Source organism: Nocardioides thalensis, assembly GCF_013410655.1.
GTDB classification, from domain to species: domain Bacteria; phylum Actinomycetota; class Actinomycetes; order Propionibacteriales; family Nocardioidaceae; genus Nocardioides; species Nocardioides thalensis.
This window is the reverse complement of record NZ_JACCFP010000001.1, coordinates 1,482,020-1,494,191: the sequence shown is the minus strand read 5'-3', so window position 1 is coordinate 1,494,191 and position 12,172 is coordinate 1,482,020. Positions and strand designations below refer to the sequence as shown.

9 protein-coding genes are annotated in these 12,172 nt (G+C 71.7%); 2 read left to right on the top strand and 7 right to left on the bottom strand.

The window, feature by feature from the left end; translation table 11 throughout:
- Nucleotide 1: 1 nt before the first annotated feature.
- From HNR19_RS07380 to HNR19_RS07350, 7 genes are all read right to left on the bottom strand, one after another.
- Nucleotides 2–2,245, bottom strand: coding sequence for a [protein-PII] uridylyltransferase (locus HNR19_RS07380; protein WP_179667308.1), 2,244 nt, complete (start codon nt 2,243–2,245; stop codon nt 2–4).
- 4 nt (nt 2,246–2,249) lie between these two features.
- Entirely contained in the window at nt 2,250–2,588 is a 339-nt protein-coding gene (locus HNR19_RS07375; protein WP_179667307.1) for a P-II family nitrogen regulator, read from the bottom strand.
- Nucleotides 2,585–3,922, bottom strand: coding sequence for an ammonium transporter (locus tag HNR19_RS07370; protein ID WP_179667306.1), 1,338 nt, complete (start codon nt 3,920–3,922; stop codon nt 2,585–2,587). The genes HNR19_RS07375 and HNR19_RS07370 overlap by 4 nt, the downstream gene beginning before the upstream one ends.
- A gap of 96 nt (nt 3,923–4,018) precedes the next feature.
- Nucleotides 4,019–4,357 carry a P-II family nitrogen regulator gene (locus HNR19_RS07365; protein WP_179667305.1) on the bottom strand — a complete coding sequence of 113 codons (339 nt, stop codon included), beginning with the start codon at nt 4,355–4,357 and terminating at the stop codon, nt 4,019–4,021.
- On the bottom strand, nt 4,354–5,790 hold the full coding sequence (locus HNR19_RS07360) for an ammonium transporter (RefSeq protein ID WP_343047095.1): 1,437 nt from the start codon (nt 5,788–5,790) through the stop codon (nt 4,354–4,356). The genes HNR19_RS07365 and HNR19_RS07360 overlap by 4 nt, the downstream gene beginning before the upstream one ends.
- Nucleotides 5,791–5,915: 125 nt before the next feature.
- On the bottom strand, nt 5,916–7,073 hold the full coding sequence (ftsY, locus tag HNR19_RS07355) for a signal recognition particle-docking protein FtsY (RefSeq protein ID WP_179667304.1): 1,158 nt from the start codon (nt 7,071–7,073) through the stop codon (nt 5,916–5,918).
- A 65-nt stretch (nt 7,074–7,138) separates the two neighbouring features.
- Nucleotides 7,139–7,330, bottom strand: coding sequence for a hypothetical protein (locus tag HNR19_RS07350; RefSeq protein WP_179667303.1), 192 nt, complete (start codon nt 7,328–7,330; stop codon nt 7,139–7,141).
- A 117-nt stretch (nt 7,331–7,447) separates the two neighbouring features.
- On the opposite strand from HNR19_RS07350, the gene HNR19_RS07345 reads away from it, so the two are divergent.
- Nucleotides 7,448–10,054: a glycosyltransferase gene (locus HNR19_RS07345; RefSeq protein WP_179667302.1), complete on the top strand. Its 2,607-nt coding sequence runs from the start codon at nt 7,448–7,450 to the stop codon at nt 10,052–10,054.
- Nucleotides 10,055–10,114: 60 nt separating this feature from the next.
- Entirely contained in the window at nt 10,115–12,163 is a 2,049-nt protein-coding gene (locus HNR19_RS07340) for a phosphoadenylyl-sulfate reductase (protein ID WP_179667301.1), read from the top strand.
- The last annotated feature ends 9 nt before the right edge of the window (nt 12,164–12,172 follow it).

The window sequence follows — 12,172 nt, the reverse complement described above, 5'->3', positions numbered from 1 at the left end:
ATCAGGTCGTCAGCCGGCTGACGGCCTGCCGCACGGCGTGCGCCGCCTCCGCGGCTCGCGTCTCCGAGAGCGCGCCGGCCGACGCCTCCTGGACGTAGAACACGTCGACCGCCTGCGGACCCAGCGTCGAGACGTGCGCGGAGCGGACCGAGATGTCCAGGCCGGCGAGCGTTGAGCAGACGAGGTAGAGCACGCCGAGCCGGTCGGCGGCGCGCACCTCGACGACCGTCGCCTGGTCGCTGGCCTCCGGCCGCACCACCACCGTCGGCGCGAGCTCCGCCCCGGTCGCCGCCCGCGGGGCCAGCCGGGCGGACGGGTCGACCCGGCGCGCGAGCACGTTGTCGAGCTGGTCGCGCAGGAGGCCGGGATCGAGGTGCTCCTCCACGACGTCCCACACCGACACGCCGTACTCCCCCTGCGACCACACCCGCGCCGCCCGCACGCCGATCCTGCGGAGCGCGAGCATCGCCGCGACGTCGGCGAGCAGCCCGACCCGGTCGGTCGCGACGACGGTGATCCGGGAGCCGTCCCGCACGGCGTCGACCTGGATCGAGACCCCGCCCTCGCGGACCGTCTCCGGCAGGTCGAGGTCGCCGAGCTGCGCGGCCGGCGGCGGGCTCTCCCCCTTGAGCGAGGCGGCCGCACGGCGCGAGAGGTCGTGGATGAGGCCGGCCCGCCACGTCGACCACGCCTTCGGCGAGGTGGCGCGGGCGTCGGCCTCGGTCAGAGCGGTCAGCAGGGCCAGGGCCTCGGGTGTGGTGACGTGGGCGGTCAGCGCGTCGAGCGTCGCCGGGTCGTCGGGGTCACGGGTGGTGGCGACCTCGGCCAGGAGCAGGTGCCGCCGTACGAGCAGCTCCACCAGCGCGACCGCGTCGTCGTCGAAGCCCATCCGCTCCGCGACCGTGCGCGCGATCGGGGCGCCGGCGACGCTGTGCTCGGTCAGGCTGCCCTTGCCGATGTCGTGCAGCAGCGCCGCGACCGCGAGCACGTCGGGGCGCGACACCTCGCGGATCAGCGCCGCCGCCTCCATGCAGGTCTCCACCGAGTGGCGGTCGACGGTGAACCGGTGGATCACCGAGGCGTGCGGCAGCAGCCGGATCCGGTCCCACTCGGGCAGGATCGCGGTCAGCGCGCCGGTCTCCTCGAGCGTCTCCCAGACCGCGAGCAGCCCGGGGCCGGCCGTGAGCAGTCGCACCAGCTGGCGCCGCGCCTCGTCCGGCCACGGGACCGGCAGCGGCGGGCTCTCCCGCGCCAGGCGGGCCGCGGTCGGCGGTGCCAATACCACGTCGCGCACGGCGGCCTCGGCCGCGGCGCGCAGCAGCAGGGTCGGGTCCGAGGCGGGGCGCGCGTTTCGCTCGAGCACGACCTCGCCCTGGGACAGCGCGACCCCCGGCGCCAGGTGCTCCAGCTCGGGGCGGCGCGGCTTGGCCGCGGGGGTACGCCGCAGCGCGTCGTCGGTGCGCCGCCACGCCAGTCGCGACAGGTGCGTCAGCCGCCGGCCGAGCTCGCGCACCTGCCGCTGCGCTGCGCGCTCGTCGTCCAGCTCGAGCGCCTCGGCGATGGTCGCCCAGTGCTCCGGCCCGATCCGGTCGGTCGCCCGGCCGGCGGCGCCGTGCAGGACGTCGCGCAGGTCGAGCAGCTGGAGGCGTCCGCGCTCGAGGTCGGCTGCCGACACGTCGACCAGCCAGCTCGTCGTCAGGCTGCGCAGCACCGTCGCGTCGCGGAGACCGCCCTCGGCCTCCTTGAGGTCGGGCACCGAGAGGTGTGCGAGCTCGCCGACGAGGCGGTGCCGGCTCCGCACGAGCTCGCGGAGCTCGGGCAGCCGCTCCCGCGCCCGGCGTCGCCAGCTCGCGAGCACGGCGGTGCGCAGGCGGAGGGTGAGGTTGGGGTCGCCGGCGACGTGCCGGACGTCGAGCAGGCCGGAGGCCACCCGGACGTCGGCGTCCGCCGCCTCGAGCATCTGCGGAAGGCTGCGGACGGAGTGGTCGAGCTTCGCCCCGGAGTCCCAGATCGGGTACCAGACCTGGCCGGCGAGCTCGGCCCAGTCCTCGCCGTCGACGTCGACCTGCGCGTCGTCGGCGACGAGCACCACGTCGAGGTCGCTGTACGGCGCCAGCTCGCCCCTGCCGTAGCCGCCGACCGCCACGAGGGCAGCGCCCGTGCCCGGACCGCCCGCCGCCTCGTAGGCACCCGCGCAGAGGGCGTCGGCGTCCTCGGTGCGGGCGGCGCGGTCAGCGGCGGTCATCCGGTCAGACGGCGGCGGAGCCCGTGTCGCCGGTCCGGACCCGCACCACGGACTCGACGGGAGTGACCCAGATCTTCCCGTCGCCGACCTTGCCGGTGTGGGCCGCCCGGGCGATCGTCGCCACGATGTCGTCGACGTCGGCGTCGTCGGCGACGATCTCGATGCGCACCTTCGGCACCATCGCGATGTCGTACTCCGCGCCGCGGTAGACCTCCGTGTGGCCCTTCTGCCGGCCGTAGCCGCTGACCTCGCTGACGGTCATGCCGCTGACGCCGACCGTCTCCAGGGCCGCGCGCACGTCTTCCCACTTGTGCGGCTTCACGACCGCGTTGATCAGCTTCATGGCTGCATGCTTCCAGGCCCGCCGCCGAAGTGGGGGCGAGCACCGCCGGTGACGTGCAGGTCGTAGGCCGTCTCCGCGTGGACCACCAGGTCCAGTCCGGCGAGCTCGTCCTCCGGCTCAACCCGGAAGCCCAGCGTCTTGTCGAGCAGCAGCGCCAGCAGCGCGCTCACCACGAGCGAGTAGCCGAGGGTGGCGCCCGCCGCGACGAGCTGCTTCCCGAGCTGGTCGGCGCCACCGCCGTACAGGAGCCCGTCGACGCTCGTGACGGACGACGAGGCGAGCAGCCCGAGGCCGATCGTGCCGACCAGTCCGCCCACCAGGTGGACACCCACGACGTCGAGCGAGTCGTCGTACTTGAGCGTGTACTTGAGGCCCACCGCCAGGGCGCAGATGCCGCCGGCGGCGAGGCCGACCAGCATCGCGCCGACCGGCGTGACCGCGCCGCACGACGGCGTGATCGCGACCAGGCCCGCGACCACGCCGGACGCGGCGCCGAACGAGGTGGCGTGGCCGTCGCGGAGGCGCTCCACCGTGAGCCAGGCGAGCAGGCCGGTGCAACCGGCCAGCAGGGTGTTGAGGAAGACGATCGCGGCGGTGTTGTTCGCGCCGAGGGCCGACCCGGCGTTGAAGCCGAACCACCCGAACCAGAGCAGGCCGCAGCCGACCATGACGAGCGTCAGGTTGTGCGGCTTCATCGGCTCCTTGCCGAAGCCGGCGCGACGGCCGAGCACCAGCGCGACGGCGAGCCCGGCGGCTCCGGAGTTGATCTCGACCGCGGTGCCGCCGGCGAAGTCGAGCGCGCCGAGCTCGTTGGCCATCCAGCCGCCGACGTGGTCGCCGGCGTTGAAGTCGAAGATCCAGTGGGCGACCGGTGCGTAGACGAGCACCGTCCAGAGCGCCGCGAAGACCAGCCAGGTCCCGAACCGCGTGCGGTCTGCGAGCGCCCCCGCGATCAGGCCGACCGTGATGACGGCGAACAATCCCTGGAACGCGGCGAACAGCGTGATCGGGTACGGCGCGCCGGGCACCTCCTCGAGCATCCCCTTGAAGCCGAGGTACTGGGTCGGGTCTCCGACCAGGCCACCGCCGAGGTCGTCGCCGAACGCGATCGAGTAGCCGACGAGGACCCAGACGACCATGACCACGGCGAGCGCGCCGAAGACCATCATCATCATGTTGAGGACGCCCTTCACGCGGACCATGCCGCCGTAGAAGAACGCGAGACCGGGGGCCATCAGCAGCACCAGCGCGGCGGCGGTGAGCAGCCAGGCGGTGTCGCCGGAGGCGGTGTCACTGGCGGCGGCGGGCGCGGCCAGCGGGAGCAGATCGAGCATCGTCACACTGTGGAGAGGGTTTGTTTCGCGCGTGTAACAGGTCTCCCGGGAGGTGTTACACGGGAGTGAATGGCCCTGTCCCCCGGCCTCGCCGCGTCAGAGCGCGGCAGAGTCCTTCTCGCCGGTCCGCACCCGGACGACCGTCTCGATCGGGCTCACCCAGACCTTGCCGTCGCCGATCCGGCCGGTCTGCGCGGTCTTGGTGATGATGCCGACGATGTCCTCGGTGTCGGCGTCGTCGACCACGATCTCGATCCGGATCTTGGGCACCAGGGCGATGTCGTACTCCGCGCCGCGGTAGACCTCGGTGTGGCCCTTCTGCCGCCCGTAGCCGCTGACCTCGCTGACGGTCATGCCGGTGACGCCGAACGTCTCCAGCGCCTCGCGGACGTCCTCCCACTTGTGCGGCTTGATGACAGCGGTGACCAGCTTCATGCGTTTGCTCCGTCCTTGAGGGTGGATCCGGGAGTGAGGACCGAGGTACGGCGGGCACCGCCCGCAGCGGCACCCAGATCGTAGGCCGACTCGCCGTGCTCGACGAAGTCGATCCCCTCGACCTCCGCCTCGGGGTCGAGGCGCAGCCCGATGGTGAGCTTGATCAGGCCGCCGACGATGAGCGTGGCGACGCCCGACCAGACCATCGCGAAGACCGCGCAGACCACCTGGAGCACCAGCAACTTCGCGCCGCCGCCGTAGAGCAGGCCGTCGGGGATGGCCGAGGTGGCGCGGGTGGCGTGCGCCAGGAAGCCGACGCCGATCGTGCCGACGAGGCCGCCGACGAGGTGCACGCCGACGACGTCGAGCGAGTCGTCGTACCCGAGCTTGTACTTGAGGCCGACGGCCAGCGCGCAGAGGACGCCGGCGACGGCGCCGAGGATGATCGCTCCGGTGGGCGTCAGCGCGCCACAGGCGGGGGTGACGGCGACGAGACCGGCGACGACGCCGGAGGCGGCCCCGAGCGAGGTGGCCTTGCCGTCGCGGATCTTCTCGACCAGCAGCCACGCGAGCATCGCGGCGGCGGTGGCGGTGAACGTGTTGACCCAGACCAGCCCGGTCTCGGTGATGAACGCGCCCATGAACGCCTCACCGTCACCACCGGGGAGCGCGTCGGCGTTCACCAGCGAGCCGACGTTGAAGCCGAACCAGCCGAACCACAGCAGGCCTGCGCCGATCATCGTGAGCGTCAGGTTGTGCGGCTTCATCGGCTCCTTGCCGAAGCCGATCCGCCGGCCGAGCAGCAGCGCCAGCACGAGCCCGGCGACACCGGCGTTGATGTGCACGACCGTGCCGCCCGCGTAGTCGATGGGCGCGACGTTGAGCACGCCGTCGGTCGAGCCGAACAGCATGTCGGCGAGACCCTCCGGGTTGGCCCAGGTCAGGAAGCCGCCGCCCCACACCATGTGAGCGAGCGGGAAGTAGGACAGCGTCACCCAGATCGGCATGAACACGATCCAGGCGGAGAACTTCAGCCGGTCGGCCACCGCTCCGGAGATCAGCGCGGCGGTGATGACCGCGAACGTCAGCTGGAAGGCGACGAAGACGTAGTTGCCCGGGTCGAGGTCGTTGAGCGCGAAGTTCTTGAACGGGTTCGCGAAGAACCCGCCGGCCCCGTCGGTGCCGCCCACGGAGCCGGAAGTGGTGCCGTCGGCCGAGGCGAAGAAGTTGCTGTAGGACATCGACCAGCCCCAGAGCACGTAGACGATGCCGACCACGCCGAGGGCGCTGAACGACATCATCAGCATGTTGAGCACCGACTTCGACCGGCTCATGCCGCCGTAGAACAGCGCGAGCCCGGGCCCGGTCATCAGCAGCACGAGCGATGCCGAGACGAGCATCCACGCGTAGTAGCCGTCGTACGCGAAATTCACTCTGACCTCCAGGGAGTGGCGGGTTGCTCTCACCCTGGAGGCCGGAGGTTTCCGAGCCGCTTGCGACTCATTGCGGACGGGTAACAGGTCCCGTCCGTTTGTTTCGGGTGTGTTACCCGTGCGGGCTAGCCGAGCAGGGCGTCCACGAACGCGGCCGCGTCGAACGGGGCGAGGTCGTCCGGCCCCTCCCCGAGACCGACCAGCTTGACCGGTACGCCGAGCTGACGCTGGACCGCGACCACGATGCCGCCCTTGGCGGAGCCGTCGAGCTTGGTGAGCACGATGCCGGTGACGTCGACGACCTCGGAGAACACCTTCGCCTGGACCAGTCCGTTCTGGCCGGTGGTCGCGTCGAGGACGAGTAGCACCTCGGTGACCGGGGTCTGCTTCTCGATGACCCGCTTGACCTTGCCGAGCTCGTCCATCAGGCCCTGCTTGTTCTGCAGGCGGCCGGCGGTGTCGACGACGACGGTGTCGACGTCCTCCCTGATGCCGCGAGCGACGGCCTCGAACGCGACGCTGGCGGGGTCACCACCCTCGGGACCGCGGACGACCTCGACACCGACCCGGTCGCCCCAGGTGGCGAGCTGCTCGGTCGCGGCGGCACGGAACGTGTCGGCCGCGCCGAGGAGCGCAGTGCGGTCCTCGGCGACGAGGATCCGGGCCAGCTTGCCGACGGTGGTGGTCTTGCCGGTGCCGTTGACGCCGACGACCAGGACGACGCCGGGGGCGTCGCCCTCCCCGGTGACGCGCAGCGACCGGTCGAACGTGGGATCGACGAGCGCGATCAGCTCCTCGCGGAGCACGGTGCGCGCGTCGGGAAGGTCGCCGCCCTCGACGCGGAGCCGGGTGCGCAGCTTCTCGACGAGCTGCTGGGTCGGCTCGACGCCGATGTCGGCGCCGATCAGCAGGTCCTCGATCGCCTCCCAGGTGTCCTCGTCGAGACGCTCCTTGCTGAGCAGCCCGAGCAGGCCGCGACCGAGCGTGCCCGAGCCGGCGAGCCGCTGGCGGAGCCGGACCAGCCGCGAGGCGGGCCGCTCCGGCTTCTCGAGCGTCGGCGCGACGGGCTCCGCCGGGGTCTCGACGGACGGTGCCTCGACCGTCGGCGCCTCGGTGGAGGGCGCGATGACGTCGGTCGGCGCCTCGGTGGAGGGCGCGATGACGTCGGTCGGCGCCTCCGGCGGCGGCGCGACGCTCCCCCGGCCGCCACGCGTGGTGACGAACCCGATGACGCCGAGAACGGCGACGACCGCGATGCCGATGACCAGGTAGAGCCACTCCATGGCGCTATCCAATCAGCCGGGCCCGGCGGCCCGGCAATTCGCCTGCTACCTGCGCGGGTGCTCGCTCACCTGGTCGAGCGCAGGAGGTCGACCTCGTGCTCCTCGAGGACGGGCGCGGCCTCCGCGGCCTTCTCCATCGCATCGCTCAGCCAGGGCACGCCCGGCGCCTTCTCCCCGCGGTGCGGGTAGGCCACGTAGAACAGCACCGCCCCGGCGACGACGAGGCTCACGAGCATGGCGACCACGAGAAAGAGCACGGCACCGACGTTACCCGCGACACCCTGCCGCGATCCCGCCGCGGACGCGTCGCGTCGATCACACGGAGGGCGGCGCCGAATCCGGTCCCGCCCGCACCAACCACTAAGTTTGCGGGCATGTCGACCTCCGACCCCGCTGCCTCCGGTCCGCGCTCACCCGAACGCGCGCTGCGCCGATTGACCCGCGCCGCGCTGGGCACGGCCGTGGTGCCCGTCCAGGACGGGACGGTGCCCGACGCCGCGGTCGTCGACGAAGCCGCGCGGTCCGCCCGTGAGGCCCGCCTGCTGGCGCCGCTCGCGCGCGCCCTCACCCGCGGGGCCACCTTCGACGAGGCAGTGGTCGCCACGGTCCGTCAGCTGCTCGACGTCCGCGAGCGCCAGACCGCGCGGGCACTGGCCATGGGCGCGGCCGGTGCGGGGTCGCCCTGGTTGCCCGACCTGTGCATCGCGCTGATCCACCACGACCGGTTCCTGTTCGACTCCGCCTGGGACGCCTTCCGCGGCGTCGACGCGGAGGCCCTCGCCACGCACGCCCCCGCCGAGGCGATCGCGAGCGCGCTCCACTCCGGCACCCCCGAGGGGCGCGAGGTCGCCCTCGGCATCGCCGCCGTACCGGACCGGCTCGCGACCGAGGCCCTCGCCAACGCCGCAGGACCCCTCCTGGTCTTCGGTGAGACCGACCGCGCCCGGTCGCTCCTCGACGAGCTGGCGCGCCGCGAGGCCGGCGGCGAGCCGATCCCGGACGAGGTCGCCCAGGTCGTCACCAACCTCCGGCGCTGGACGCACCCGGCTCCCCCGCCGACGGCGCCGCCGGACGCCGTCCGGGTGGCCGTCATCGACTACTACCAGCCGGACCTGGGCAGGTCGTCGCGCAACGTGGGCGACTACGTCCAGACGCTCTCGATGCTCGGTCATCTCGCCCGCCACCAGCAGGTGGAGTTCACCGGCGAGGCAGGGCTGGGCGAGCTGGCCACCGACCTGCAGGGCCGGGTGCGTCCCGAGCTCCGGATCGACGAGCCTGCCGGCCGCGTCCACCTCTCGACCGTCAGCCGCGACTACAGCGAGGGCGACCCGATCGCACCGGACACCTGGATGGTCGCGTTCGGCTGGCACATGCACCCGATGTGGAAGCTGCGGTTCGGGATGCCCTACCACCCGAACCTCAACCCGATCTTCGCGTCCTTCCACGTCAACCACGTCGAGCTGCTGACGGCGGAGGCGATCGACTACCTCCGGGCGCACGGCCCGATCGGGTGCCGCGACTGGACCACCGTCTACCTGCTGCTGAGCGCCGGCGTCGACGCGTTCTTCACCGGCTGCGTCACGTCCACGGTCGGCAACCTCTTCCCCGACCGTGACCAGGTGCGGACGGAGCCCGGTGTCGTGGCCGCGATCGACTACCCGGCCGGCAAGGTCAAGGCCAACCGGCCGATCGAGTCGTCGACGAACGTCGAGGACAAGTACCGGTTCATGGACCTGACGACCGGCGTGCGCGACGCCATCGACCGACTGGACGACTACCAGCGCCGCTACCACCGGATCGTCACCTCGCGGCTGCACTCCTACCTCCCTGGCACCTCGCTCGGGATCCCTGTCACCTTCCGGCCGAAGACCATCGGGGACGTGCGGTTCGACGGACTGCTCGACATGACGCCCGAGGGCGAGGCGTTCGTCGCGATGCGCGACGGCATCACCGGCCTGCTCGGCGAGGTGCTGCCGCTTGTCGTCAGCGGCGCCCCGAGCGACGAGGTCTACGCCCGCTGGCGCGAGGTCACTGCGCCGCTCGTGGAGCAGGCACGCGCCCGGCTCGCCGCGCCGGTCCGCATGGAGACCGCGGCCGTCGACGGCAGCGCACTCGTCGCCAAGGTCGCGGCCGGCCGTCGGGACGTCGGCCCCGCCCCCGCACCGGGGGCGACCGACGTCGCCCTGAGCACCGACCAGAACCTCGCGAGGATGCTTCCCGTCACGATCGAGTCGATCGTCGCCAACGCGAGCGGCCCGCTGCACCTGTGGCTCTGCACGCGCGGCCTGGGCCCGGACTACCAGGACTGGCTCTCCGCGGCGTTCCCCGAGGTCGCGATCACGTTCCTGCCGTTCGACGACGTCGACTACGGCGAGATCACCCGGATGATCACGCACATCACCGTGTCGACCATGGACCGGCTGCTGCTGCCCGACCTGCTTCCCGAGCTCGACCGCATCACCTACATCGACATCGACACGGTGACCGAGGGCGACGTCTGCGAGCTGGCTGCGATCGACCTCGGCGGCCGGTCGTTCGCGGCGCGCGAGTCCTACTTCCGCGTCGAGAACATGTGGCGCAACGCCGGCGACCATCTCTCGGCCGACCGGGCCGCGGAGCTGCGCCGGGCGATGGCCGCCAAGCACCCGTTCGGCACGCCCACCCTCAACGCGGGGGTCCTGGTGCTCGACCTCGCCCGGCTGCGGGCCGACCGGTTCGTCGACTGGTGCCTGCCGATGGTCGCCGACTTCGGGCTCAACGACCAGGACGTCCTGCTCGCCTGGGCCGGCGACGACTACCAGCGGCTGGAGCCCCGGTGGAACGCCTTGCCGATCGTCGAGTCGATCGAGGACTGGGCGATCGTCCACTACGCCGGCATCGGCAAGCCGTGGAGCGAGGACCTCACGCCGCACCGCGAGCACTGGCGGCGGTACGCCGAGCGGGTCGCGGCTCGGGCACCGGCCCCACCCGCGAGTGCCTGAGCGGGGCGGCGCCGGTGCTAGGCTCGCCCGGCCTTTTCCGTGACGTCTGGGGGTTCCTCGGTGGAGTACCGCGACGCGCTCGACGCGACGCTCGCGACTCTGCGTGAGATCGAGCGCGACTGGAGTCCCGCCGTACTGGCGAACGCCTTCGGTCCGGAGGCGATGGTGATGACCGACCTCATCGCGCGCCACGGCCTCGCCATCGAGGTGTTCAGCGTCGACACCGGGCGGCTGCCCGAGGAGACCCATGCGCTCGCGCACAGCGTGCACCGGCGCTACGGCCCGATCATCCGGATGCTCACGCCCGACTCGGCCGAGGTGGAGGCGTGGACCCGCGAACACGGCCAGAACGGCTTCTACGGCAGCGTCGAGCTGCGGGAGGGCTGCTGCGCGGTGCGGAAGGTCGCGCCGCTGCAGCGGTTCCTGGCCGGGAAGAGGGCGTGGATCGCTGGCCTGCGCCGCGAGCACGGGGCGACGCGGCGCAACCTCGCCGTCTCCGCGTGGGACGAGGTCAACGGCCTCCAGAAGTTCAACCCGATGCTCGACTGGACCACCGACCAGGTGTGGGCCTACATCAAGGCCCACCAGGTGCCCTACAACGAGCTGTTCGACCGCGGCTACACCAGCATCGGCTGCGCGCCGTGCACGCGCGCCGTCGCCCCCGGCGAGGACACGCGGGCCGGTCGGTGGTGGTGGGAGGTCGACTCCGTCAAGGAGTGCGGCATCCACCTGAACCCCGTGACCGGCAAGTTCGAGCGAGCCGCCGCGCCCGAGCAGGCGGCCACCACCCCTCCAGCCACGCCCGGTGTGCGCGTGTTCGTCGGACCGCCGACCGTGACGCACAATGAACCGATCAACGAACCAAGCGAAGAGATGAGCGAGATGAACGACGAATCGAAGGCGAAGCGGGTCCTGATCCTCGGGGGCGACGGTTTCTGCGGGTGGCCCACGGCGCTGCACCTTTCGGCGCAGGGCTACGACGTCGCGATCGTCGACAACCTCTCGCGTCGCAAGATCGACATCGAGCTCGAGTGTGAGTCGCTGACGCCCATCCGGCCGATGGGCGAGCGCCTCGCCGCGTGGAAGGAGGTGTCCGGCAAAAACATCGCGTTCCACAACATCGACGTGGCGGTCAACTACCGCCAGCTCCTCGACCTGCTCGAGGACTGGAAGCCCGACGCGCTGGTGCACTTCGCCGAGCAGCGGGCGGCGCCGTACTCCATGAAGAGCAGCCGCCACAAGCGCTACACCGTCTCCAACAACCTCAACGCGACCAACAACGTGCTGGCGGCGGTCGTGGAGTCGGGCCTCGACGTGCACATCGTGCACCTCGGCACGATGGGCGTCTACGGCTACGGCACGGCCGGCATGAAGATCCCCGAGGGCTACCTCGAGGTGCAGGTCGACGCCGGCGAGAACGGCATGGTCACCCAGGAGATCCTCTACCCCGCCAACCCGGGGTCGATCTACCACATGACGAAGACCCAGGACCAGCTGCTCTTCGCCTACTACGCCAAGAACGACCACGTCCGCGTCACCGACCTCCACCAGGGCATCGTGTGGGGCACCCAGACCGCCGAGACCAAGCTGGACGAGCGGCTGATCAACCGCTTCGACTACGACGGCGACTACGGCACGGTGCTCAACCGGTTCCTCATGCAGGCGGGGATCAACTACCCGCTCACCGTCCACGGCACCGGCGGCCAGACGCGCGCGTTCATCCACATCCAGGACACCGTGAAGTGCGTCCAGCTGGCGATCGACAACCCGCCGGCCAAGGGCGACCGCGTCTCGGTGTTCAACCAGATGACCGAGACCCACCGGGTCCGCGACCTGGCGAAGATGATCTCCGACCGGACCGGCGCCACCATCGCCAACCTGCCGAACCCGCGCAACGAGGCCGACGAGAACGAGCTCCACGTCGCCAACGACCGGTTCCTGCACCTCGGCCTCACGCCGATCACGCTCAGCGAGGGCCTGATGCAGGAGGTCACCGAGATCACCAAGAAGTACGCCGACCGCTGCGACCAGTCGAAGATCCCCTGCGTCTCCGTGTGGGGCGAGTACGCCGAGGCGGCCAAGGCGGACAAGGCCGAGCAGAAGGCCTGACCCTCCTGC